The 23,491-nt window shown below is 61.9% G+C and carries 19 protein-coding genes and 1 pseudogene; 6 read left to right on the forward strand and 14 right to left on the reverse strand.

The window, feature by feature from the left end:
* Window positions 1-145 precede the first annotated feature (145 nt).
* Window positions 146-1,042 carry an AraC family transcriptional regulator gene (locus AC3WWH_RS06075; RefSeq protein WP_082640646.1) on the reverse strand — a complete coding sequence of 299 codons (897 nt, stop codon included), beginning with the start codon at window positions 1,040-1,042 and terminating at the stop codon, window positions 146-148.
* Between AC3WWH_RS06075 and AC3WWH_RS06080 the strand changes: the two genes are divergently transcribed.
* On the forward strand, window positions 1,041-1,448 hold the full coding sequence (locus tag AC3WWH_RS06080; protein ID WP_058320201.1) for a DUF2000 family protein: 408 nt from the start codon (window positions 1,041-1,043) through the stop codon (window positions 1,446-1,448). The genes AC3WWH_RS06075 and AC3WWH_RS06080 overlap by 2 nt on opposite strands.
* Window positions 1,449-1,470: 22 nt before the next feature.
* On the opposite strand, the gene AC3WWH_RS06085 is transcribed toward AC3WWH_RS06080, so the two are convergent.
* The 4 genes from AC3WWH_RS06085 to AC3WWH_RS06100 form a co-directional block, all read right to left on the reverse strand.
* On the reverse strand, window positions 1,471-2,520 hold the full coding sequence (locus AC3WWH_RS06085) for an adenylate/guanylate cyclase domain-containing protein (protein ID WP_058320200.1): 1,050 nt from the start codon (window positions 2,518-2,520) through the stop codon (window positions 1,471-1,473).
* A gap of 289 nt (window positions 2,521-2,809) precedes the next feature.
* A complete protein-coding gene (gene rnd / locus AC3WWH_RS06090; protein WP_058320199.1) occupies window positions 2,810-3,961 on the reverse strand; it encodes a ribonuclease D in 1,152 nt (383 codons plus the stop codon).
* Between the two features lie 78 nt (window positions 3,962-4,039).
* On the reverse strand, window positions 4,040-5,440 hold the full coding sequence (locus tag AC3WWH_RS06095; RefSeq protein ID WP_058320198.1) for a multicopper oxidase family protein: 1,401 nt from the start codon (window positions 5,438-5,440) through the stop codon (window positions 4,040-4,042).
* A 95-nt stretch (window positions 5,441-5,535) separates the two neighbouring features.
* A complete protein-coding gene (locus tag AC3WWH_RS06100) occupies window positions 5,536-6,777 on the reverse strand; it encodes an MFS transporter (RefSeq protein ID WP_058320506.1) in 1,242 nt (413 codons plus the stop codon).
* 323 nt (window positions 6,778-7,100) lie between these two features.
* Here AC3WWH_RS06100 and aspS point away from each other — a divergent pair, with 323 nt between their 5' ends.
* Window positions 7,101-8,888 carry an aspartate--tRNA ligase gene (aspS, locus tag AC3WWH_RS06105; protein WP_057252612.1) on the forward strand — a complete coding sequence of 596 codons (1,788 nt, stop codon included), beginning with the start codon at window positions 7,101-7,103 and terminating at the stop codon, window positions 8,886-8,888.
* A gap of 168 nt (window positions 8,889-9,056) precedes the next feature.
* On the opposite strand, the gene groL is transcribed toward aspS, so the two are convergent.
* The 5 genes from groL to AC3WWH_RS06130 form a co-directional block, all read right to left on the reverse strand.
* Window positions 9,057-10,682 (reverse strand): chaperonin GroEL, encoded by a 1,626-nt coding sequence (gene groL / locus AC3WWH_RS06110; protein WP_057252609.1) that lies wholly within the window; start codon window positions 10,680-10,682, stop codon window positions 9,057-9,059.
* 112 nt (window positions 10,683-10,794) lie between these two features.
* Window positions 10,795-11,028, reverse strand: coding sequence for a hypothetical protein (locus tag AC3WWH_RS06115; RefSeq protein WP_057252607.1), 234 nt, complete (start codon window positions 11,026-11,028; stop codon window positions 10,795-10,797).
* Between the two features lie 134 nt (window positions 11,029-11,162).
* Window positions 11,163-12,170, reverse strand: coding sequence for a lysophospholipid acyltransferase family protein (locus tag AC3WWH_RS06120; RefSeq protein ID WP_057252605.1), 1,008 nt, complete (start codon window positions 12,168-12,170; stop codon window positions 11,163-11,165).
* Window positions 12,157-13,590, reverse strand: a complete 1,434-nt coding sequence (locus AC3WWH_RS06125; RefSeq protein WP_058320197.1) for a cytochrome P450 — start codon at window positions 13,588-13,590, stop codon at window positions 12,157-12,159. The genes AC3WWH_RS06120 and AC3WWH_RS06125 overlap by 14 nt, the downstream gene beginning before the upstream one ends.
* Before the next feature lie 469 nt (window positions 13,591-14,059).
* Window positions 14,060-15,259: an aq_1923 C-terminal domain gene (locus AC3WWH_RS06130; RefSeq protein ID WP_058320196.1), complete on the reverse strand. Its 1,200-nt coding sequence runs from the start codon at window positions 15,257-15,259 to the stop codon at window positions 14,060-14,062.
* Between the two features lie 425 nt (window positions 15,260-15,684).
* On the opposite strand from AC3WWH_RS06130, the gene parC reads away from it, so the two are divergent.
* Both parC and AC3WWH_RS06140 read left to right on the forward strand, forming a co-directional pair.
* The gene (gene parC / locus AC3WWH_RS06135) at window positions 15,685-17,961 is read left to right on the forward strand and encodes a DNA topoisomerase IV subunit A (RefSeq protein WP_057252599.1); all 2,277 of its coding nucleotides are present in this window, start codon (window positions 15,685-15,687) and stop codon (window positions 17,959-17,961) included.
* Between the two features lie 168 nt (window positions 17,962-18,129).
* Window positions 18,130-18,456 (forward strand): annotated as a pseudogene (locus AC3WWH_RS06140) (helix-turn-helix domain-containing protein); the annotation flags it as partial.
* 105 nt (window positions 18,457-18,561) lie between these two features.
* Here AC3WWH_RS06140 and AC3WWH_RS06145 read toward each other — a convergent pair.
* From AC3WWH_RS06145 to hemB, 4 genes are all read right to left on the reverse strand, one after another.
* Window positions 18,562-19,458 carry a DMT family transporter gene (locus AC3WWH_RS06145; protein ID WP_058320195.1) on the reverse strand — a complete coding sequence of 299 codons (897 nt, stop codon included), beginning with the start codon at window positions 19,456-19,458 and terminating at the stop codon, window positions 18,562-18,564.
* A 3-nt stretch (window positions 19,459-19,461) separates the two neighbouring features.
* Window positions 19,462-20,250 (reverse strand): arginyltransferase, encoded by a 789-nt coding sequence (locus tag AC3WWH_RS06150; protein ID WP_058320194.1) that lies wholly within the window; start codon window positions 20,248-20,250, stop codon window positions 19,462-19,464.
* Window positions 20,251-20,390: 140 nt separating this feature from the next.
* On the reverse strand, window positions 20,391-20,855 hold the full coding sequence (locus tag AC3WWH_RS06155) for an RDD family protein (protein WP_058320193.1): 465 nt from the start codon (window positions 20,853-20,855) through the stop codon (window positions 20,391-20,393).
* Between the two features lie 147 nt (window positions 20,856-21,002).
* On the reverse strand, window positions 21,003-22,019 hold the full coding sequence (gene hemB / locus AC3WWH_RS06160) for a porphobilinogen synthase (RefSeq protein ID WP_058320192.1): 1,017 nt from the start codon (window positions 22,017-22,019) through the stop codon (window positions 21,003-21,005).
* Window positions 22,020-22,205: 186 nt separating this feature from the next.
* Here hemB and AC3WWH_RS06165 point away from each other — a divergent pair, with 186 nt between their 5' ends.
* Together AC3WWH_RS06165 and ldtR are read left to right on the forward strand one after the other, a co-directional pair.
* Window positions 22,206-22,643, forward strand: a complete 438-nt coding sequence (locus tag AC3WWH_RS06165; RefSeq protein WP_058320191.1) for a DUF6163 family protein — start codon at window positions 22,206-22,208, stop codon at window positions 22,641-22,643.
* Window positions 22,644-22,773: 130 nt separating this feature from the next.
* Window positions 22,774-23,286, forward strand: a complete 513-nt coding sequence (gene ldtR, locus AC3WWH_RS06170; RefSeq protein WP_058320190.1) for a transcriptional regulator LdtR — start codon at window positions 22,774-22,776, stop codon at window positions 23,284-23,286.
* Window positions 23,287-23,491 lie beyond the last annotated feature (205 nt).

A 23,491-nucleotide genomic window follows, 5' to 3' on the forward strand; every position in this document is an offset into this window, starting at 1 on the left:
AAAGACATGCAGCAATTCGAAGTGCTACAGCGACCTTTACGCGTCTGATAAGACGCGCGGCGCTGTAGACCGCAACCCGATAGGCGGCTTAGATGACGAAGGGGTGATGCTTGTCTGACAGACCGATGAAGCTTTGGTGACAGGCTCAGCCGGCGACGGCGAGGCTCGCCCAGCGTCCTGGTGTTATGCCATAGGCGCGCTTGAAATGGCGGGTGAAATGCGCCTGATCGGCAAAGCCGGTTTCGAGCGCAGCACCTGCAAGACTTTCTCCCCTGGCAATCATCTGCCGGGCGCGCTCCAGCCGGCGCATCAGGAGGTAGCGATGCGGGCTTGTGCCGAGAACTTTGCGGAACTGCCTCGCCAGCGTGAAGCGATCGAGCCCGCTGACGGCCTCGAGTTCCTGGGAACCCACGGGCCGCTCGAGATTGGCGCGAAGGTATTCGGTTGCCTCCAGAACGGCGTGCTTGTCGGCCTTTCCGGGCTTGATGTCCTTGGCGCCGGCATGCCGGTAGAGGCCCTCCGCGATCCGAACGAGGATGTCGTCAAGCGCCAGCTCGTCGATGCCATTGTCGAGGTCCATCACGGCTTCTCCGACCGCCTGCCGCAGGGCCTCGTCACCCACGACAGGTGCTGCGACGAAGGGCAGGGCGCGCCCCGTTTCTCCGAGCGCGGCGAGCAAGCGTTCCGGCTGCAGATACATCATCCGATAGCGCAGCCCGATCTCCGTTCCCGCGCCGCCATCGTGGATCTCGTCCGGGTGGAGGATGATGATGCTCCCGGGTTTGCTGAAGCGGCTTTCGCCGCGGTACTGGAACGTCTGGATGCCGCCCAGCGTCACGCCGATCGCATAGGTGTCGTGGCGGTGCGGCTCAAAGAATTTCCCATGCAGGCGCGCTTCTATGCGCTCGATGCCATCGACGGCGGGAGCGACCCGGATACCGTCACCTTGAGTCCCGCACAATCGTTCAAGATCGACGGCAGCACCCTCCGATAATGCGTCTTCCGGCACGCCCTGTCGGGCTGAAATGGAGATGACCGTCATGTTCGATACCAAATTTGCGATCGTATTGCGCGAAGACCTGGCAACCTGGCAAAAGCTGAACGTCACCGCCTTCCTCGCCACCGGTATTGCCGGGCAGAAGCCCGATATCATCGGTGAAGACTATCGCGATGGCGCTGGCAACGTCTACAACGCCTTGAGTGTTCAGCCGATCATCGTGCTCGCCGCAGATGGGAAGACGCTTGGCAACATTCAACGGCGTGCGATCGAAAGGGATGTGCGGACGTCGATTTATGTCGACGGCATGTTCGCCACCGGCCACGACAATGCCAATCGCGCGGTTTTCGCGGAAACCAGCCCGGACGATGCCGCGGTCGCCGGCATCGCCATCCATGCGGACAAGAAGCTGGTCGACAAGATTACCAAGGGCGCAAAACTGCACGGCTGAAGCGGCTACGGCCCGACGGTGACTATTCCGCCGCACTGGGCGCAAGGGCGGACGTCGAGCCTCCGACACGCAGTGCCAGAACGCCGAGCTTTTGACCGCGGCCCTTGATCGCGTGCTCGCCGAGATCCTCGACCCGGACATAGTGCGGCAGACGCATCTTGCGGGCGAGGTCGGTGGAGATCAGCACCTGGTGGCCGAGTGTCTTGCAAAAGCCTTCCAGCCGGGCGGTGGTGTTCACCGTATCGCCGAAATAGGTGATCTTGTGCCTGTCGAGGCCGATTTCGGCAGCGACGATGGTGCCGCCATGAAGGGCTGCGCGCAGGCGCGGGACCTCGCCGAATTCCTTCTGCCAGCGGTGCGCCTCCGCATCGATTATTTCCAGAATGTCGAAGACGCAATGAATGCAGGCCGCATTGTTGGTGGCGCGGTCGAAGGGCCAGGTGATGACGGCAGCGTCGCCCACATAGTCGTCTATCGACCCCCGATAGCGCAGCACAGGGTCGGCAATCGTCGCGAACAGCCGGCCGAGATATTCCTGCATCCTGAGGTCGCCGTGTTTCTCGGCGTAGCTGGTCGAGCCGGCGAGGTCGACGAACAGGAAGACGCGCTCTTCCTGAACCGGATTGCGGTAACGGCCCGTCAGCAGGCTCAGAAAGACGTCGCGGCCCAACAGTTCACGAACCCGGAGGATGAAGACGAGCGAACCCGAGATGCCCAATGCGAAGAGCAGGACCGTCTTGGATGGCGTCATCGCCTCCATCCAGTTGTCGTCCATAACGCCGCTTGTCTGCATGATCAGGCCGGCCGCCGCGTAGCCGACGTCGAGAAGCACAAAGTAGATCGCAAGCGAGGCGACAAAGAAGACAGGCGTCGAGAAGGCGTGGATCCGCCGATTGAGGCGCCGGAAGATGATGCGCCTCTCGAAAGCAATGATCGGCAGGCACATAAAGAGCGCGTAGGTGGCGCCGATCAGGGCGCCCTTTCCATAGAAAACCCATGCGTAAACTGCCCCTGCGCCCGCGATGACGAGCAGCAGCAGAAGTCCTTCGAAAGTGGAGAAGCGCCAACGCATAGAAAGCCCCGGTACGGAAGAAGCGGCATACGTGTCAGTCGGCACGCAACGTTGCCGCTCTGCCACGCCAACAGCGGCGCGCGTCTTATCAGACGCGCAAGGGTCGCTGTGGCACTTTGAATTTCTGCATGTTTTTGCCCTTTAATCGGGTACGATTAAAGGAAACATGCAGTAATCACCTTCGTTCGAGACGATGGTGATTCTGTTCCGCCCGACTTTCAGCTAGAGCCGGAATCGGGCGGAAACTTGACTCTGCCCGATACCGTTTGCCGCCTGTCGCAAACGCGATCTAGCTGCCGAGCTCCACCGTCTCGATCTTCTTGTCGACGAAACGAAGAGCCACTTCGCCGTTGATGAGCTTCAGCGCGGTTTCACCGAAGAGTTCGCGCCGCCAGCCCTTGAGCGCGCCGACATCGGCCTTCTCGCCCTCGGCGGCGATCCTGTCGAGATCGTCGCTGTTGGCGATGATCTTCGCGGCCACGCCTTGCTTTTCGGCGATAAGCTTCAAAAGAACCTTGAGCATTTCGCCTGCGGCAGCGGCGCCTTCCGGCGTATGGTTTTGGCGCGGTAGCTTCGGCAGATCGGTCTTCGGGATCGCGAGCGCCTCGTTGACCGCCTCGATGACCGCAGTTCCGGCGCTGGAGCGTTCCCAGCCCTTGGGAACGGTCCTAAGCCGTGCCAGGGCTTCCGCGTCCTTCGGCTGCTGCTGGGCAATCTCGTAGATGGCGTCGTCTTTCAGGATGCGGCCGCGCGGTACGTTGCGGGCGCGCGCCTCGCGTTCGCGCCAGGCAGCGACGGTCTTGAGGACGGCGAGTTCGATCGGTTTCTTGACGCGCATCTTGAGACGCTGCCAGGCGTCGTCCGGATGCAGGTCATAGGTGTCGCGTGCCTCAAGGATCGCCATCTCTTCAGTCAGCCACAACGAGCGCCCCTCGCGTTCCAGCTCTGCGGCCAGGTACTTGTAGATGTCGCGCAGATGCGTGACGTCGGCGAGCGCATAGTCGAGCTGCTTGTCGGTCAGCGGCCGGCGGCTCCAGTCGGTAAAGCGTGAGGACTTGTCGATCTGCGTGCCAGTCACGCGGTTGACGAGCTGGTCATAGGAGACGCTATCGCCGAAGCCGCAAACCATGGCCGCGACCTGTGTGTCGAAGATCGGGTGCGGAATGAGGTTGCCGAGATGGAAGATGATCTCGATGTCCTGACGCGCGGCATGGAATACCTTGATGACTTCAGGATTGGCCATCAGCGCGAAGAAGGGCGAAAGGTCGATGCCTTTGGCCATCGGGTCGACAATGACGGCGAGATCCGGACTCGCCATCTGGATCAGGCAGAGCTCCGGCCAGAAGGTCGTCTCGCGCAGAAATTCGGTGTCAATCGTAATATAATTTGAACGGGCCAGCTGCTCGCAGGCGGCCTCAAGGTCTGTGGTTGTTTCAATCATCAGATTTAAATCACTGTGGCAAAAATGCGGCTTAGATTTTCGTGTAGCTCTTCGCGGCATCTGTCACAATGGAAATTCTCAGACGATCTTGAAATAACCCGTCATGCCGGTCTTCTGATGCTCGATGATGTGGCAATGGATGACCCAGTCGCCCGGATTGTCCGCTACTAGCGCCACTTCCGCCTGTTCGTCGGGCAGGAGCAGGATCGTATCGGTCGGCGGCGGCAGGAAGGTCCGTTTGTTCGAGTTGAGAATACGGAAGCTCAGGCCGTGCAGATGGATCGGATGCGCATGCGGCGTCCGGTTGGCAACCTCAAGAACATAGCTCTTGCCGAGCTTCATTTCCTCGATCGGCGCGATCGGATCGGGCGTGTCGCCCGGCCACGGCACCTTGTTGATCGCCCAGAACGTATAGCCGAGAGAGCCGCAGATCGAAGGTGCCGCCTTGTGCTCGGCCGTCGCCGTCAGCTCGATTAGCACACGGGTCGCGGTGGAAAGGTCCGCTTCGGCGATCGGGTTGGCGGGCAGGGGGGCGACATCCCTAAGGTCGCGTTTCAGCGACGCGCCGGTTGCCCGGAAGCGTGCGATGGTCCAGGGATGCGATCCGCGGAAATTGCCGAGGGAAACGGTCTGGCCCTCGCCATCGGGCATGCGCAACGCCAGGTCGACGCGCTGGCCTGGGCCGAAGTCGTAGCGATCGAGGGAAAAGGGTTTGTCGACCGGGTTGCCGTCGAGCGCGATCACCATCGCCTCAGCGCCGTCGAGGCCGATGGTGTAGATGCGCGTGACGTCGGTCGCGGCGATGCGCACGCGAATGAGCCCGCCTGCCGGTGCGTCGTAAGTCGGTTCCTGCTGCCAGTTGGCGGTGCGCACCGTGCCATAGGTCCCGCCGCGCGCGGCATCGCGCGGCTTGAACGGATCGATGAAGGCGCCGCCGGTGCCAAGCCGCCAGTCACGGAGGTTGAGCACGATCTCGGCATCGAAATCCGGATCCTCGGGGTTCTCGACGACAATCACGCCGGTGAGCCCGCTGCCCATCTGGGTCAGCGTGTTGCAGTGCGGATGGTACCAGAAGGTGCCGGCGTCCGGCGGCGTGAAGAGATAGTCGAATTGGTCGCCGGGGTAGACATAGGGCTGCGTCAGCTCGGGAACGCCATCCATGGCGTTGGCGATGCGAAGGCCGTGCCAGTGCACCGTCGTCGGCTCGTCGAGCCGGTTGATGAGACGCGCGGCGTAAGGCGCACCCTTGCGCATGCGCAGGACCGGCGGCACGCCGCTGTTCTCAGCCTCGCCCAAACCGTAGGTCATCACCTTCGGCGTCACGCCATCCCTGCCGATCTGCGCTTCGGTGAGGCGTGCCGTCAGGATCTGCGGATCCGGCGCGGCCCCGGCGCGGGCCGCCATGCCGGCGCCGAGCGCAAAGGCACCTCCCAGAGCAGCGGAGCCTTGAAGAAAAGTGCGGCGACTGATGACGGGCATTTCGGCAATCTCGGCTGCTGTTCAGGTTGCTGCCGGTTCTAAACCTGATTGTGGAGTTCAGCAATTATCCGAACTGCGCGCATCTTGCCGCAGGCTCAGCCATCCTTGCGCTTGTGGTTGTTGCCGGCGGCGAGCTTGTTGAAGAAGGACGAGGTGCGCAAAAGGTTGCGGAACGGCATTGCGCGCTCGCCGGCGGGCACCGGCCCGCGCGCCGTCATGCGCTGCAAGGTGTAGAGCATGAACAGGAACAGGATCGCCGCCGTGTAGATGAAGAGCGCCTGCGGCCCGAAGATCTCGAGCAGGAAGGACGCAAACAGCGGGCCGATGATCGCGCCAAGCGACCAGAAGAACAGCATGCCGGCAGATACCAGCGCATGCTGCCCCTCGGCGGCGTGGTCGTTGGCATGGGCCGAACAGAGCGAATAGAGCGGCATGGCAAAGGCGCCGAAGAGGAAGATGCCGGCAAAGTTCAGCCATTCGTCGTTGCCGGCGCCGAAGGCCAGGAACAGGCCGGCGAGCAGCGAGCCGAAAGTGGCGATCAGGATGATCAGCCGGCGGTCGATCCGGTCGGAATAATGGCCGAGCGGATATTGCAGCACGACGCCGCCGATGATGCCGGCGCTCATGAAGGTGGCGATCGCCGTCACGGAAAGGCCGATGCCCTGGGCGTAGATGGGCCCGAGCGAGCGGAAGGCGGCGTTGGTGAGGCCGACGACGATGCAGCCGACGGTCGCGAGTGGCGAAATGTTCCAGAGCGCCTTGACGTCGAACCGGATCGCTTCCGGTGCCACCGGGCTCGACCGGTCGGCAAAAGAGATCGGCACGAGCGACAGGGTCAGTGCCATGGAGATGATGGCGAAGAGTTCGAAGCCCTCGAGGCCGATGCCCGGGATGACATATTGCGCCGCCGTCACCGATCCAAGGTCGACGAGGCGATAGACGGAAAGCGTACGCGCCCGGTTGGCGTTGGTGACGCTGGCGTTCAGCCAGCTTTCGACGGTCGCAAACAGGCAGGCGAAGCAGATGCCGGCAAGCAGCCGCATCAGAAACCACATCAGCGGATTGATGACGAGCACCATCGAAATGGCCGCGGCGGAGGCTATTGCCGCCATGGCCGAGAAGGTGCGGATGTGGCCGATTGCGCGCAGCATGCGGGTGACATAGACGCAGCCGAGCGCGAAACCGATATTGTAGCCGGCCCCGACGACGCCGATCAGGGATGTCGAGAAACCTTCCTCCAACGCACGAAGCGAGATGAAGGTGCCCTGCAGGCCATTGCCGCCGATGAGGATGCCTGCGGTGACGAGGAGGGGGATAAGCGGGCGAATCTGAGACATGGGGCAGGCGACATCCGGGAAAGCGGCCGCGACTCGGGGGATCATTGTGGGGCCTTCCAATGTGTAGCCCCGCATTCCGTGGCCGGACAGCCCCGAATTGTGACGATTGCCGTTCTTTTCGCGGCATTTCGGCCGGCTTCGGTCTCAAGCGGCCTTGGACTGGCCGTTTCCTTGGTTTAGAACGCATCTCCATCTGGGGCGGCGGCGGTCGCGCGGCTTGACAAAGCCGGCGCATCATGCGCTTTTCCGCCCGATTTTGACCATGTGCCGCGCGCCGTGTCCCACGAGCCTGCGCGGCTCTTTCGCAATTCCGGGATAAAACGATGCATCGTTACCGCAGCCACACCTGTGCCGCCCTCCGCAAGTCGGACGTCGGCTCCACCGTTCGCCTTTCGGGCTGGGTCCACCGTGTCCGTGACCATGGCGGCGTGCTCTTCATCGACCTGCGCGACCACTACGGCATCACCCAGGTCGTCGCCGATCCGGACAGCCCGGCCTTCAAGTCGGCTGAAACCGTTCGCGGCGAGTGGGTCATCCGCATCGACGGCCGCGTCAAGGCTCGTACCGACGACACCGTCAACAAGGGCATGCCGACCGGCGAAATCGAGCTCTACGCGCAGGAGATCGAGGTTCTCTCGGCCGCCAAGGAATTGCCGCTGCCGGTCTTCGGCGAGCCGGACTATCCGGAAGACGTGCGTCTCAAGTACCGCTTCCTCGACCTGCGCCGCGACACGCTGCACAAGAACATCGTCAAGCGCACCCAGATCATCTCGTCGATGCGCCGCCACATGGGCGAAGTCGGCTTTACCGAATACACGACTCCGATCCTGACCGCATCGTCACCGGAAGGCGCACGCGACTTCCTGGTTCCGTCGCGTATCCACCCCGGCAACTTCTATGCCCTGCCGCAGGCGCCGCAGCAGTACAAGCAGCTCTTGATGGTTGCCGGCTTCGACCGTTACTTCCAGATCGCGCCGTGCTTCCGCGACGAAGACCCGCGCGCCGACCGCCTGCCGGGCGAGTTCTACCAACTCGACCTGGAAATGAGCTTCGTCGAGCAGGAAGACGTGTGGTCGACGATGGAGCCGGTCATCCGCGAGATCTTCGTCGAGTTCGCCGATGGCAAGCCGGTGACGGAAAAGTTCCCGCGCATCCCCTATGACACGGCGATCCGCAAATACGGCTCCGACAAGCCGGATCTGCGCAACCCGATCGAGATGCAGGCGGTTACCGAGCACTTCGCCGGCTCCGGCTTCAAGGTTTTCGCGAACATGATCGCCTCGAACCCGAAGGTTGAAGTCTGGGCGATCCCGGCCAAGACCGGTGGCTCGCGCGCCTTCTGCGACCGCATGAACGCCTGGGCCCAGAGCCAGGGCCAGCCGGGCCTCGGCTACATCTTCTGGCGCAAGGAAGGCGAAAAGCTCGAAGGCGCCGGTCCGCTTGCCAAGAACATCGGCGAGGAACGCACCGATGCGATCCGCACCCAGCTTGGCCTCGATGACGGCGACGCCTGCTTCTTCGTCGCCGGCGACCCTTCGAAGTTCTACAAGTTTGCTGGCGAAGCCCGCACACGCGCCGGCGAGGAGCTGAACCTCGTCGACCGTGACCGCTTTGAATTCTGCTGGATCGTCGACTTCCCGTTCTACGAATGGCTGGAAGACGAAAAGAAGATCGATTTCGCCCACAACCCCTTCTCGATGCCGCAGGGTGGCCTCGAGGCGCTGAACACCGAAGATCCGCTGTCGCTCAAGGCCTACCAGTACGACATGGTCTGCAACGGCTTCGAGATCGCCTCCGGCTCGATCCGTAACCAGCTCCCGGAAGTCATGGTCAAGGCCTTCGAGCTGACCGGCAAGTCGCAGCAGGAAGTCGAAGAGCAGTTCGGCGGCCTCTACCGTGCGTTCCAGTACGGCGCGCCTCCGCATGGCGGCATGGCATTCGGCATCGACCGCGTCGTCATGCTGCTCGTCGGCGCGAAGAACCTGCGCGAGATTTCGATCTTCCCGATGAACCAGCAGGCGGTCGACCTCCTGATGGGGGCGCCGTCCGAGGCGACGCCGGCCCAGCTGCGTGAACTGGCGCTTCGCCCGATCCCGCAGAAGAAGGATTGAGGTCGAAGAGACCTGTCAAAAACGAAAGCCCGGCGATCGTTTCGCCGGGCTTTTTTCATGGTCTGCCTGTGATCTGGGTTCAGTGCTTGCCGTAGAACGGCGCGGCTGAATTGGCCCCAAGCCCTCGACGGTCGCGTTCGCCATGCGAGAATGAGCGTCTGGCGGCCGTCAGAAGTCCATTCCAGCACCAGACGGAGGCGTCGGTCCGTTCTTTTTCGGTTTTTCGGCGATCATGGCCTCGGTCGTCACCAGCAGGCCGGCGACGGAAGCCGCATCCTGCAGCGCCGCGCGCACGACCTTTGCGGGGTCGATGACACCCATGCGGAACAGATCGCCGTACTCTCCGGTCTGGGCGTTCCAGCCGTGGGCAAAGTCACTGTTCTCCCGCAGCTTTCCAACGATCACCGAACCTTCAGCGCCAGCATTCTCGGCGATCTGGCGCGCCGGCGCCTCGAGCGCCCGCCGAACGATCTCGATGCCGACGCGCTGATCGTCATTGGCGGCCTTGAGCCCGTCGAGCGCGTGGACGACCCTCAGCAGCGCGACGCCGCCGCCGGGCAGAATGCCTTCCTCTACCGCGGCTCGCGTCGCATGCAGGGCATCGTCGACCCGGTCCTTCTTTTCCTTCACTTCGACTTCGGTCGAGCCGCCAACCCGGATCACCGCAACGCCGCCGGCGAGTTTGGCGAGCCGTTCCTGCAGCTTTTCCCGATCATAGTCGGAGGTCGTTTCCTCGATCTGTGCCTTGATCTGGCTGACACGTCCGCCGATATCCGCCTTCGTTCCGGCGCCATCGACGATCGTGGTGTTTTCCTTCTCGACCATCACCCGCTTGGCGTGCCCGAGCGTGTCGAGCGTCACGTTTTCAAGCTTGATGCCGAGATCCTCGGAAATGACCGTGCCGCCCGTCAGGATGGCGATGTCCTCGAGGATGGCCTTGCGCCGATCTCCAAACCCGGGGGCCTTGACGGCTGCGATCTTGAGACCGCCGCGCAGCTTGTTGACGACGAGCGTGGCAAGCGCTTCGCCCTCCACATCCTCGGCGATGATCAGCAAGGGACGGCTCGCCTGGATGACCGATTCGAGAATCGGGATCATGGCCTGGAGGTTGGAGAGTTTCTTCTCGTGGATGAGAATGTACGGGTCCTCAAATTCGACGCGCATCTTCTCCTGGTCGGTAATGAAATAGGGGGAGAGATAGCCGCGGTCGAACTGCATGCCCTCGACGATCTCAAGTTCGATCTCGGCGGTCTTGGCCTCCTCGACGGTGATCACACCCTCGTTGCCGACGCGCTCCATCGCCTGTGCCAGATAGTTGCCGATTTCCTTGTCGCCGTTGGCGGAGATCGTGCCGACTTGGGCGATTTCCTCGTTGTTGGAAATCTTGCGGGCATGGATCTTCAGTTGTGCCACGATCGCCTCGACGGCGAGGTCGATGCCGCGCTTGAGGTCCATCGGGTTCATACCCGAGGCGATTGCCTTGACGCCTTCCCGGACTATCGCTTGAGCAAGCACCGTGGCCGTCGTCGTTCCGTCGCCGGCAACATCGCTGGTGCGTGACGCCACCATGCGCAGCATCTGCGCCCCCATGTTCTCGAACTTGTCTTCGAGCTCGATCTCCTTGGCAACCGAGACGCCATCCTTGGTGACGCGCGGCGCACCGAAGGCCTTGTCGATCACCACGTTCCGCCCCTTCGGGCCGAGCGTCACTTTCACGGCATCGGCGAGGATATCGACGCCACGCAGCATACGGTCGCGGGCATCGCTACTGAACTTGACTTCCTTGGCTGCCATCGTTGACCTCCCTCAACACAAAACACGTGGCCTAATGCTCCCGCCGCCCGCCGCGCGGGGGCAACCTTGCATGCAATCAAAAATCACTAGCGCAGCCTCGCCGCCTGATCGGCTAGGTCGCGAAGTCCCGTTCCTCGTCATTGTCCGGCGTCAGGATATCGATCAACGCCGCAACCCGGCCAGCCGGCAAGTGGCGGCCTTCGCCGATCAGCGCCTCGTCGTTGTTGACCCAAGCAATGGCCTCGGCGAGTTCGCCGGCCGTGGCCCCCGTCGCCAGCAACTCGGCCATCAGTGTCTCGTCGACCGGGCCAAGGATAGCGGTGATATCCGCATGCTTCAGTCCCATGGGCTCCTCCTTCCGTTTTATCGGTCAGGAATGCGGGGACCTCGGATCCCCGCCCAATGTAAATAGGCCGGGGTCTGAAGGCATCAAGCGCTGATCATATCATGGAAGCCAAGTGGGCGGAAAACCATGAGGCGTCATTCCGGCCGAAGCGCGTTGTCCAGGAAATACCATTGGTCGAGATGCGCGCGAACGACGGGCTCGATCGCATCGTTCAACAGCAGCATATCTTTCACGAGGCGTGCATTCGGCTCATCGGAAGCCGGAAGCCGGAGGGGCTCCAGCGCCTGGCATTCGAAACGGAAACCGTCGGTGCGCAAGCCGTACCAGGGGCAGATCGTGGCACCCGTCATGCGCGCCAGGCGGATGGCAAGCGCGAGATTGCCTTCCTGATGAGGTTTGCGATCGAAGAACGGTCCGCGGATCATGCCGCCAAAGCCTTCGTCGCAGAACATACTGACGACGCCGCCGCTCTTCAGGATCTTGATCGCCGGTCGGATTCCTTCCATGCCCGGCGGCAGAAACCGCAATCCGGCCTTGCTGCGGACGCGCTCGGCGATCCATGCTTTGGCACGGCTCTTGGGTGGTACGTAGAAGGCATGAGGCTGGAGACCGAGACTGCGGAACGCGATCGTCCCAACTTCCCAATTTCCGAGATGAAGCCCGACGAGGACGACGGGGCCGTCTTTCGCCACGTCGCGGATCGGAGCAAGGCCATCGGTCCGCAACCTCTCGCCATGCCGCTGCAACCTGTTGATGACGGAAAATTCTGTCATCAGCCGTCCCTGGGCCTGGCAGTTTTCGAGGAACAAGGCTTCCTGTTCCTCGGGGCTCAGGTCCGGACGCAGATGTTTGATCGTATCCCGGGCGCGCTGCGTGGCGATCTTGTGAAAGCGCGGCACCACGAAAAGGCCGAGTGCGGCCCCCAGGCGTGAGCATGCATCCATCGGCAGAAGCTTCATGCCGAAATGGGCAGTGAGATTGGCAAGGTTCCACAGATTGTCGGTAATCCAATAGCGCCGGAAGGCCCGGGACCGGTCACCGCCTGCCAATGCGTCCCCAAGACGCGGCGGTTGCTCCTCAGCGAAAGTCCAGGCCTTGCGCTTGGCAATCGGTCCCCTGACGCCAGGATTATCCGGCGCCATGCGACGTGCCTTCTCGCCTGTGTAAAGTGACCGGAAGCCCGCCCTTCGGTCTGAGGGTCAGCCGGCAGATCGGCTCGACCGCGTGGCGTTCGCGCAGGCGAACCCGGTAGCGCTGAGCGATGATCGCCAGGCAGAGGATCGCTTCCGTCAGGCCGAAATGCAGGCCCGGGCAGACGCGGGGGCCGCTGGCGAAGGGAATGAAGCTGTAGGGCGTCGGGCGACGGCCTTCGGTGAACCGCTCCGGATGGAAGTGGTGTGGGTCTTCGAACAGACTTTCCGTGCGGTGCAAGAGCCATGGCACGATCAGGACGAGCGAGCCCGGCTCGGCGGCAACGTCGCCGATCATGTCCGCCTCGCGCGTCTGTCGCGCCAGGATCGGAACCGGCGGGTAAAGGCGAAGCGTTTCTTCAATGACGGCCCGGCACCATTCGAGCCGCGGCACGTCGTCGATCGTCGGCGTCCGGTCGCCGCAGACCCTGGCGATCTCGTCGTGCACGGCCTTCTCGATCCAGCCTGCTTTCGAAAGCAGATACCAGGTCCAGGTAAGTGTGGCTGCCGTCGTCTCGTGACCGGCCATGAAGATGGTCGCGGCTTCGTTGCGCAAGGCGACGAGGTCGAGCTTCAGCTCCGGATTTCGCTGCTGCCGCCGGATGAGCAGTTCGACCATCGAATTGTGGTCGCCGCGGCCGGCAAGGTGATCCTCCACCACCTTGTCGATGGTCCCATGGATGCGCTTGACCGAGCGGCGCAGGCTCGGTGTGCGCAGGACGGGCAAGCCGTCGTCGAAGCCGAGGAAATAGCCGATGTTGATGGAATCGACCAGCGACTGGTAGCTGGTGAAGCCCTCGGTCACGGCAGCCGCACTGTCGTCTCCGAGTTGGTTGCCGAAGACGCTGCGTGCGATGATCTCGGCGGTCAGGCCCGCCATTTCGTGCAGGGCGTTGACCTCGGCACCGTCGGGCATCTGGTTCCAGCGCTCGACCAGTTCGCTGGTTGTCTTCTCCATGACAGGACCGAAGGACGGCACTCTCTTGGCGTGGACGATGTCGGCCACCAGCGGCCGGCGTTGCTTCCAGGTGTCTCCATCCGAGATGAACAACCCGTCGCCGAGCAGAAACTCGAGCGCCCGGCGCATCTGCGGGCTCTTGCGCTCGAAGTTCTCGTGTCGCTTGACGACCACCTGTCGGATCAGATCGGGCGAGTTGACGACGATGATCTGCCGGCCGAGGATCCGGGTCTGCGAGACGTTTTCGGTATAGTCGCTGGCGCGCCAGATCGACAGGAAATCCGTCCGCGCCTGAAGCAGGAGCCGTAGCGGCTTACCTGGCGGACCCGAATAGTAATCGGCACGGACGGGGGCGAATTTCCCCTCCAGCAATTCTTCCCTGAAATTTACAGATTGCTGGAGCCAGGCGAGCATTTACGTCCGATCTGCCGTAATATGAAGATGATATTCAGGCGTATATTTGTATTTCTTACACAGAGTCCGAGAATTCCTCGTCGAGGCTGAAATGCTCTCAAGTTCACGGAACGTCGAATTCTCGGCCGCCTGAGTGTGGCATGCACGATTTTGATGAAAAACGCTATCGCCCGGCGGTGAAATTTTCTTGGCGCCATGAACGACGTTCGGAGAGAGTAACGGCCACTGCAACCGAAGCGCGCGCCTTCAAGACGTACGGTGCCGACCGTTCGCATGGCCGCAAGTAGAAACAGCCCTTGTCCTGTGGAGGGCCGGCGGGTGCAAAATACAGATCTGCTGAATGAAGCTGGACCAGAGGTCCTGTGGGCTACGGCAAATCAGGTAGGCTGAGCCGCTAAAGTTTGCGCGCCCGGTGGGCGCGCAAAGCTCGTGGTAAGGTCGGTTGCTCCGGGCGGAGCAAGCGGAGCGATCAGTCGTTCGCGGTCACCTTGACGCCGAGCACCGACGGAATGGTGTTCGGTGCGCCCATGGCAGCGCCCATGATCATCGGGAACGGAACCGGCTTTTCCGGTGCCGCGCTGATCGTCAGGCTCTTCGGTCCATCGAGATAGGCGTTGACGGCGGCCGACACCTGGTTCTGCAGTTCTGGCACATTGAGCTGCGCCATCATGATCGGCACCAGGCCCTTCAGCGACTGAGCCATCTGCTCACCCGAAACGCCCTGCTGCGAACCGGCATAGTCCAGCGCCTTCTTGGTGATCGAGGCATCGTCGAAGCGGACTTCGGCGCTGTTGAAGGTCAGCTGCTGCATCAGGCCCATCATGGCAAGGCCCATGGCTTGGTTCGCCTCTTCCTTGTTCGGATTGGCCTCGGCGGCCTTCATCGCTTCCTGCATGGATTTCACGAAGGCAAGCGTGTAGCCGGAAATGTCCAGGGCAAAGTTCAGCCGGCCGACGTTCTTGAAGTCGAGGGCATATTCTTCGAGTGCGACATTGCCGCTTTCGACCTCCCAGCTGCCTTTCATCGTCAAGGCGCCGTCGATCGTGGTGAGGCCGAGCTTTTCGATCGCCTCCTTGGTCTTGGCGTCCTCGACGGTCGACAGGTCGGCCTTGATGCCCGAGGCGGTCGCGTCGAAGTCGAAGCCGGCGTCATTTTCCTGGCGTGCCAGGTTCGCTTCGGTGCTTTCGAGCGAGAAGACTTCCTTGCCCTTGGCGTTGAGAGCGATCGGGCCGGTGCTGGCGCTTTCGTAGAGAAGAATGTCGTTGATCGTTCCACCGTTGGCATTGGCGGGGATCGTCAGGCCGGAAAGCAGGATGTCCTTGACCGAAATGCTTCCCTCGTCCTGGCTGACATTGACGTCAGGGAACGACACGGTTTCGGCGTAGTAGCCGCCACCTTCGGTTTCCTCGACACCTTCGAAGGTCAGATCACCGATCTTCAGGCTCGTCGGTTCGCCCGGCTGGCTGGCGACCTTCAGCTGCACGCCGGTCACCGTCACCTTGTCGCCGTCCACTTCGGCCTTGTCATAGGTGATGGAGGTGCCGTTCGCGTTCGTTGCCGCGTCGAGCTTCTTCATCAGGTCCGCGCCGTCGAGTGCGAAGGCCGGGCTGGTAAGCGTGAGGAGCGCGGCGCTCGCCATCATCAGGCGGATCTTGCGCGTGTGCATCATTGTCGAGTTCCTTCGTAAAATCTTTGATTGTGTAACTGTTTCGAAGATGAGGCGTGGCTAATCTGGTTTGTCTCCGCAGAGGGCGTCAACTGGGAGCGAACGGCAACATCCGGAAGTTTTCGGCGGCCAGTTCGTGTCTTGCAATCCCCCTCACAAATCGTCCAAATCAACTACAGCCGAAGCTATTACGAAACAGGGCGAAATTATATTCGCTTGGCCAAACCGCACATGTTCCTGGTCGGGCATGCTTTCCGGGATGTTACCAAGCGCTCGCCTCCGACGCATAGCCGTCCGACCGTTACACGAACATTGCGCCGGAGCAAGCGGATCGCTTCACGCGCCAACTGTTGGCGGGTAAGGGGTTCTCCACAATCGCATCCCCTGAAAACCTTGCTGTTCCGGGTTTGTTGCGCTAGCAAGGTCCCATGGGACAAAGCCTTAATCCCCCGTCAGGCGGGGACGACAATATTCAGCCGGTTGACCTCAAGGCGGCGCTGGAAGAGCGTTATCTTGCCTATGCCTTGTCGACCATCATGCACCGCGCGCTTCCGGACGTCCGCGACGGGTTGAAGCCCGTGCATCGCCGTATCGTGCATGCGATGAGCGAAATGGGCCTCAGACCCAACTCGTCGTTCAAGAAATGCGCCCGCATCGTCGGCGATGTCATGGGTAAGTTCCACCCGCACGGCGACGCCTCGATCTACGACGCGCTTGTGCGCCTGTCCCAGGAATTTGCAATCCGCTACCCGCTCGTCGACGGCCAGGGCAACTTCGGCAACATCGATGGCGATAACGCCGCGGCGATGCGATACACCGAAGCGAAGATGACGGACGTCTGTTCGCTCCTTCTCGACGGGATCGACCAGGACGCGGTGGATTTCCGCCCCACCTACAACGAGGAAGACCAGGAGCCGACCGTGCTTCCCGGGGCCTTCCCGAACCTGCTCGCAAACGGCGCAACCGGCATCGCGGTCGGCATGGCGACCTCGATCCCGCCGCACAACGCGCATGAACTGTGCGACGCGGCGCTGCACCTCATCCGCCATCCGCAAGCGACCGTCGAAGATCTGCTTTACGATCCGGCCAATCCGCAGAAGGGCGGCATCGAGGGGCCAGACTTTCCGACCGGTGGGGTGATCGTCGAAAGCCGCGAAAGCATGGCCGAATCCTACCGCACCGGCCGTGGCGGTTTTCGTGTCCGCGCCCGCTGGGCCCAGGAGGATCTCGGCCGTGGCGGTTATCAGATCGTCGTCACCGAGATTCCCTATCAGGTTCAGAAGTCGCGCCTGATCGAAAAGATTGCCGAGCTTCTGGTTGCGCGCAAGCTGCCGCTGCTCGAAGACATTCGCGACGAATCCGCGGAAGACGTTCGCATCGTTCTCGTGCCGAAAAGCCGCTCGGTCGATGCCGGCATCCTGATGGAGTCGCTGTTCAAGCTGACCGAGCTTGAGAGCCGCATCTCGCTGAACATGAACGTGCTGTCCATGGGGCGCGTACCGCGGGTCATGGCGCTCAACGAGGTGCTCTCGGAATGGCTGGCGCATCGCCGCGAGGTGTTGCAGCGCCGGTCCCGCCATCGCCTGGCGGCGATCGATCGCCGGCTCGAGATACTCGCCGGCTATCTCGTCGCCTATCTGAACATCGACGAAGTCATTCGCATCATCCGCGAAGAAGACGAGCCGAAGCCGGTCATGATGGAGCGGTTCTCGCTCACTGATCTGCAGGCCGAGTCGATCCTCAACATGCGCCTGCGCTCCTTGCGCCGGCTCGAAGAGTTCGAGATCCGCACCGAATTCGACGCCCTGTCGAAGGAGAAGGCCGAGATCGAAGCGCTGCTCGCGTCGGAAGAGAAGCAGTGGCAGACCGTCGCCTGGGAGATCGGCGAGGTCAAAAAGAAGTTTGCCAAGGCAACCGAAATCGGCAAGCGCCGCAGCACCTTCGCGGATGCACCGGAGGCTGACGTGGAGGCGATCCAGCAGGCGATGATCGAGAAGGAACCGATCACCGTCGTCATCTCGGAAAAGGGCTGGATCCGGGCACTGAAGGGCCACATCTCCGACACGTCGTCGCTCCAGTTCAAGGAGGGCGACGCGCTCAAGGTGGCGTTCCCGGCGCAGACGACCGACAAGATCCTGGTCTTCACGACCGGTGGAAAGGTCTACACGCTCGGCGGCGACAAGCTGCCTGGCGGTCGCGGCCATGGCGAGCCGCTGCGCATCATCGTCGACATGGAGAACGACCAGGACGTCCTGACCGCCTTCGTCCATGATCCGGCGCGCAAGCTCATCGTCTCGTCGGCTGCCGGCAACGGTTTCGTCGTGACGGAAAGCGATATCGTTGCCAATACCCGCAAGGGCAAGCAGGTGATGAACGTCTCGATGCCGGACGAAACCAAGCTGGTCGTGCCGGTCAAGGGTGATCACGTTGCTGTCGTTGGCGAGAACCGCAAGATGCTCGTCTTCCCGCTCGTCCAGATCCCAGAGATGGCGCGGGGCAAGGGCGTCCGGCTGCAGCGTTACAAGGATGGCGGCATCTCCGACATTCGCTGCTTCACGATCGCAGAAGGGCTCATCTGGGAAGACAGCGCTGGCCGCGTCTTTACCAAGACGAAGGATGAGCTGATCGAATGGCAGGCCGATCGCGCATCGGCCGGCCGCGTCGTTCCGAAGGGCTTCCCGCGCAGCGGAAAGTTCAGCGGCTGACCATAAAATACCAGTCGTGCGGCCGATGGGCCGCATGGCTGGTGTCCCAATCCGGGGCATTGAATTCACGCATTAAGGTATTGGAAATACAGTCGAACTTGAGCGAAAAGCGGCGCTTGTATGTGCCGGCGTATCGTGGATGACTGCCCATCCAACAGGATGGATACGATGCCGAACGCCAATGCCCTCGACGAAATTCTCCTGGCGCTCGCCAGCCCGGTACGCCGGCGGATCTTCGAGATCCTCTTTGCCGGTGAGGCGCGTGTCGCCGATATCGCCTCGGCCGTTGCGGTGCGAGGCGAAGAATTGGAGAAGCACATAGCACTCCTCGAGGCAGCGGGCCTCATCACGCGCCTGCGGCGCCGCGAAGGAGAATCCCTAAGCGGAAATCCGGCGCCTTTGAGTGAGGCGGCCACCTGGATCAACACCAACCGCGAGCTTTGGGCGATGCGTGTTCAGATGCCGGAAACCCGGCTGGCCTCCGGCGCGCCGGAGCCTGTACCCGAGCGGACGCCGATTCGCGACCGCCGCAGCGAAACCGAACAGAAGTCGCGCCGCCCCCGGCCGACCGGTCCTCGCCGTGAAAATTGATCGATAGCGCTACTCGGCGCAGGCCACCGCGGACCTGAGCGCTCTGCTGCGCATCTGCCAGAGCGAATGGCCGATGAGCGCGAAGATCAGGATCGCGCCACCCATCAAGGTCTGCGTTGTCGGGGTTTCGGCAAAGACCAGCCAGACCCAGATCGGCGCCAGGATCGTTTCCAGCAGGTAGAACATGCCCACTTCCGGCGCCGAGAGGTAACGCGGTCCCGTCGCCAGGCAGAAAAAGGCGAGCGGGATCATCACCAGACCGTTGAAGAAGATATAGCCGGGTTCTGCAATCGTGAATCCCGAAGGGGACAGCATCAACAGAGCGACCGCTGCCGGGAAGATCGCCGTGACCAGCGGCACCAGTGCCATGTCGCGCTTGCTCGCGCGGCTGATCGTGATCGCGCTGGCAAGCAGGAAGGCGGAGGATGCTGCCATCGCATCGCCGAAGAGGTGGCCGCTTTCCAACCCGTCCTGAACGATCAATCCGACGCCGAACACCATGATCAACATCGTCACGAGCGTGGCGTTCGATGGTCGTTCCTTCAGGAAGATCCAGGAAAGAATGGCGGCAAACATCGAGGTGAAGGCGAGGATGAAGACCACATTCGCCGTCGATGTGTTGAAGACCGCGAGCAGGAACGTGCAGGAATTGACGCCGTAGAACAGGCCGACGACGAGCCCGGTCTTGCCCGGCAACAGTGAAATCTTCCGGCCGAACACGCGGTTGATCACGAACCACGCGCCGAGCGCGATGACGAACGTCGACAGGCTGCGCACCGCGAGCAGCGACCAGACGTCGCCACCGGCGGAACGGATGAGCGGGATATCGAAGGAAAGGGCAAGGCCACCGAGGCCGGTGATGGCAAGGCCGCGCCGGTGCATCGCGGCATCAGAAGATGAACTCAATGTCTAACCCGTTTTCGTAGGAGCGGCTTCCAAGGTGGCGTCTCCGCCTTCATAGCGTTCCCAGCCACGGGCCATAAGGTGTTCTTGCGGCAAAAATTTTGTTTTGTACCCCATCTTCCGCGATCCCTTGACCCAATAGCCAAGATAGACGTGGGGAAGGCCGCGCTCGCGGGCGCGACGAATGTGGTCGAGAATCATGAAAGTGCCGAGCGAGCGGTCCTCTAGCGCAGGGTCGAAGTAGGAGTAGACCATCGAAAGACCGTCGCCCATGCGATCGGTCAGCGCTGCTGCGATGAGCGGCCCGCGTGCTTTCTCGCTGATGCCGTCGCCTTCGACCCGCAGGCGATACTCGATGATCTTCGTGTGCACGTGCGTATCTTCGACCATCATTGCGTAGTCGAGCACCGACATGTCCGACATGCCGCCCTTCTGATGCCGGCGGTCGAGATAGCGGCGGAAGAGATTGTACTGTTCGCTGGAAGGCTCAGCCGGATACTCCGCCGAGATCACATCCTGATTGGTGGCAAGCACCCGGCGCATGGAGCGCGTGGGCTTGAACTCGTTGGCAAGAATGCGCACCGAAATGCAGGCGCGACAGGTCTCGCAGGCTGGGCGGTAGGCGATGTTCTGCGACCGGCGGAAGCCGCCCTGGGTCAGGAGATCGTTGAGTTCCGGCGCACGTTCGCCCACCATGTGGGTGAAGACTTTTCGCTCCATCTCGTTCGGCAGATAAGGGCAGGCTGCCGGCGCAGTCAGGTAGAATTGCGGAGACGGTGTGGTCTGTGTGTTCATCGAGTGCGGAGGTCACTCTGCGCGCGGTTGTTCATGACAATAGCATGGCGGAAGAATGGAAAACGTCAACTCACTCGTTTGCAGCTTCCGCCTCCTCCGTCCAGTTATTTTAGCGTTGCCGACAATGGGCCGCGTTCCGGTCAGTACATGTCACGGCGGACCGTGACGGTGCCAATCAGGAGGTCGTGCAGCAGGCGGCTGCGGTCGGTAAAGAGGCCGATCAGCAGGATCAGCGGCGTCAGCAGAGCGTTGGCGATCCAGAAGATGACGAGGTGGACGATGGCGGTCAGGAAGTCCATCGGGCGCCCGTCGGTGCGGGCGATCGCCAGGCCCATCATGCGCATGCCGGGGGAGGCCTGTTCGCGGCCGCCGACCGTGAGGCCGAAATAGAGCATGGCGACGATCGCAAAGAGCGCCGGGTAAAGCATAAAGCCGAGGCCGAGCGTCAGGATGCCCAGGAAGAAGACGACGACCGCCGCCGGGATCCACAGAAGCGCGATGATGGCGTAGTCGAGCAGGAAGGCAAAGATGCGTCGCGACAGCACGCCCTGATAGGCGCGCCAGTCATTGCTCGGCAGCCTCAGGTCTTCGTTGTGCATGGTCATCCGTCTAAGCCTCGCTTGGTTGCATGCAGGATATGGGATGGTGATGCCTGCAAAACAAGGATTGGAGGCTCACCACAGCGCCGCGCGTCTTATCAGACGCGCAAAGGTCGCTGTAGAAGATTGATTTGCTGCAACAGAAGCTCGCGCTTAACGGCCCTTGGCAAGGATACGAGCCACCTCGACGGCGAAATAGCTGAGGATGCCGTCGCAACCGGCGCGCTTGAAGGCGAGCAGCGTTTCCAGCATCACCTTCTCGCCGTCGATCCAGCCGTTGGCGGCGGCGGCTTTGACCTGCGAGTATTCGCCGGAGACTTGGTAGGCAAAGACAGGCAGGCCGAAGGCCTCCTTCATGCGCCAGCAGATGTCGAGATAGGGCAGGCCCGGTTTCACCATCAGCATGTCGGCGCCTTCCTCGACGTCGAGGGCAGCATCGCGGATCGCTTCGGTGCCGTTGGCCGGGTCGATGTAATAGGTCTTCTTGTCGCCCTTCAAAAGGCCGCCGGTGCCGATCGCCTCGCGATAGGGGCCGTAGAACCCGGAGGCGAACTTTGTCGCATAGGACATGATGCCGACATTCTGGTGCCCGGCGGCGTCGAGCGCCTGGCGGATCGCGCCGATGCGGCCATCCATCATGTCGGAGGGGGCGATGATGTCGGAGCCGGCATCCGCCTGGGCGACCGCCGCCCTTGCGATCATCTCGACGGTTTCGTCGTTGACGATCTCGCCGTTGCGAAAGATGCCGTCATGGCCGTGGCTAGTGAAGGGATCAAGGGCGACGTCGGTGATGATGCCGATCTCGGGCACCGCTTTCTTGAAGGCCCGCGTCGCCTGATTGATCAGGTTGTCGGCTGCAAGGCTGTTGGAGCCGGTCTCGTCGCGCAGCCCCATGTCGATGTTCGGGAAGGTCGCAATCGCTGGAATGCCGAGATCGGCCGCTTCCTTGACCGCTTCCACCGCCTTGTCGATGCTCATGCGGCTGACGCCGGGCATCGCCTCGATCGGCTGGACGATGTTGCTGCCCGGCACGATGAAGATCGGCCAGATCAGATCGTCGACGGTCAGGCGGTTTTCCTGCACCAGTCGCCGCGTCCAGTCGGCCTTGCGGTTGCGGCGCATGCGGCGGTGGCCGGTGATCCTGTCCACAAGATTTGTCCTGTCGTTCATCGCGCCCACGCCTTTCCGGTCAAAATCATCGTTAGCCAAGCGCTTTATCATGGGGCGGCGGCAATTGGGAACCGCGCGCCGGGCGAACGAACTGCGGCATTTCTTCTCTTCAAAAAGATAGCAGCAGGGGAGGGGAAACTGCGATCCTGCTGGCGGATGAGGAAGACCCGCCCTATCTTGCCGGCCATGCTTCATGATTCTGCCCACGTGCTGAAACCATCGCTGACCGAGATCCTCTTCGGCGTCTTCCTGCGTCTGGTCTCTGCCTCGTGCATCTGGTTCGCACTTAACTACTGGGCCATGCTGATTGGCTTTTCCCATGGTGGCGCCGGGCGCTTCGATCTGTTGTCGCCGGAGTGGCGCGCGGCTGCGACGGCGCTCGCCGTCGTTTATCCCGTTGCGGCGCTCGGCCTCTGGTTGCTCGTCTCCTGGGGGCCTGTGGTCTGGGTGGTCGCAGCGGCGATCGAGATCGCCATGTATGAGTTCTATCCGGTGAGTTTCGGCGCCCGTCCTTTGCTGGTCGTGCTGCATGTGGCGGTTGCCGTCACCTTCGTTCTTTTCCGGGCGGCACTCGTCTTTCAGCGCTGGCGGCAGGCCAAGCAGGTAAGAGTTGATTCACCCTGAGACAGGCTCGTCAAATGGCAAGCTCTTGTTAAGGCTGCGGTTTAAGTAGAATTTTAGACGTATTCGATAGGGTCTCACTCAAGGCGGGAAGACAAACTGACACCGCCAAACAAAACAGTGAGGCAGTCAAATGAACACGAAGATGAAGCCGCAGGCGGCTCAGCCCCGAGACCCTCAGGAAGAAACCATCCGCGGTCTCTACATGGAATCCCTCCACCTCGTCGAGCGTCTGCATCGCCGTCTGCTCGACGTCATCAAGGACGAGTTCGACCGCGATGGCCGCAGCGACGTCAACGCCGTCCAGGCCCTGTTGCTGTTCAACATCGGCAACTCGGAACTGACCGCCGGCGAACTTCGCTCCCGCGGTTACTACCTGGGCTCGAATGTCTCCTACAACGTCAAGAAGCTCGTCGACCTCGGCCTGATCAACCATCAGCGCTCCCGCGTCGATCGTCGCTCGGTTCGTATCAGCCTGACGGAAGACGGCCAGGAAATCGCCGAAACCGTCGCCAAGCTCTACGAGCGCCACATCGGCTCGATCCAGAAGGTCGGCGGTATCGGTTCGGACGAGTTCACCCAGATGAACAAGCTCCTGCAGCGCCTCGATCGCTTCTGGAACGACTCGATCATGTACCGCCTGTAATCCAGGCCCTGCATAACTCCTTAGATCGAAGCGATCTAAGGACAAAGTTATGCAGAAACTCAATGTGGTACAGCGACCTTTGCGCGTCTGAATAGACGCGCGGCGCTGTAGAACCTCCAGTTCAAGGGTCGGGCGCAATCCCTGCGTGTCCGACCTTTGCCATTTGCCGGCTTCTCATCCTGTTGCGGAAAAGCCGCACCACTTC

This window comes from Ensifer sp. EB106-03-01-XG145 (assembly GCF_058792075.1).

Excerpts from the sequence above, each read along its gene's own strand:
- parC (WP_057252599.1), top strand. The coding sequence starts at position 15,685 with ATGGGACAAAGCCTTAATCCCCCGTCAGGCGGGGACGACAATATTCAG.
- AC3WWH_RS06125 (WP_058320197.1), bottom strand. The coding sequence starts at position 13,590 with ATGCTCGCCTGGCTCCAGCAATCTGTAAATTTCAGGGAAGAATTGCTG.
- AC3WWH_RS06095 (WP_058320198.1), bottom strand. The coding sequence starts at position 5,440 with ATGCCCGTCATCAGTCGCCGCACTTTTCTTCAAGGCTCCGCTGCTCTG.
- groL (WP_057252609.1), bottom strand. The coding sequence starts at position 10,682 with ATGGCAGCCAAGGAAGTCAAGTTCAGTAGCGATGCCCGCGACCGTATG.
- AC3WWH_RS06155 (WP_058320193.1), bottom strand. The coding sequence starts at position 20,855 with ATGACCATGCACAACGAAGACCTGAGGCTGCCGAGCAATGACTGGCGC.
- hemB (WP_058320192.1), bottom strand. The coding sequence starts at position 22,019 with ATGAACGACAGGACAAATCTTGTGGACAGGATCACCGGCCACCGCCGC.
- rnd (WP_058320199.1), bottom strand. The coding sequence starts at position 3,961 with ATGATTGAAACAACCACAGACCTTGAGGCCGCCTGCGAGCAGCTGGCC.
- AC3WWH_RS06150 (WP_058320194.1), bottom strand. The coding sequence starts at position 20,250 with ATGAACACACAGACCACACCGTCTCCGCAATTCTACCTGACTGCGCCG.
- AC3WWH_RS06075 (WP_082640646.1), bottom strand. The coding sequence starts at position 1,042 with ATGACGGTCATCTCCATTTCAGCCCGACAGGGCGTGCCGGAAGACGCA.
- AC3WWH_RS06080 (WP_058320201.1), top strand. The coding sequence starts at position 1,041 with ATGTTCGATACCAAATTTGCGATCGTATTGCGCGAAGACCTGGCAACC.
- aspS (WP_057252612.1), top strand. The coding sequence starts at position 7,101 with ATGCATCGTTACCGCAGCCACACCTGTGCCGCCCTCCGCAAGTCGGAC.
- AC3WWH_RS06165 (WP_058320191.1), top strand. The coding sequence starts at position 22,206 with ATGCTTCATGATTCTGCCCACGTGCTGAAACCATCGCTGACCGAGATC.
- AC3WWH_RS06085 (WP_058320200.1), bottom strand. The coding sequence starts at position 2,520 with ATGCGTTGGCGCTTCTCCACTTTCGAAGGACTTCTGCTGCTGCTCGTC.
- AC3WWH_RS06100 (WP_058320506.1), bottom strand. The coding sequence starts at position 6,777 with ATGTCTCAGATTCGCCCGCTTATCCCCCTCCTCGTCACCGCAGGCATC.
- AC3WWH_RS06115 (WP_057252607.1), bottom strand. The coding sequence starts at position 11,028 with ATGGGACTGAAGCATGCGGATATCACCGCTATCCTTGGCCCGGTCGAC.
- AC3WWH_RS06130 (WP_058320196.1), bottom strand. The coding sequence starts at position 15,259 with ATGATGCACACGCGCAAGATCCGCCTGATGATGGCGAGCGCCGCGCTC.
- ldtR (WP_058320190.1), top strand. The coding sequence starts at position 22,774 with ATGAACACGAAGATGAAGCCGCAGGCGGCTCAGCCCCGAGACCCTCAG.
- AC3WWH_RS06120 (WP_057252605.1), bottom strand. The coding sequence starts at position 12,170 with ATGGCGCCGGATAATCCTGGCGTCAGGGGACCGATTGCCAAGCGCAAG.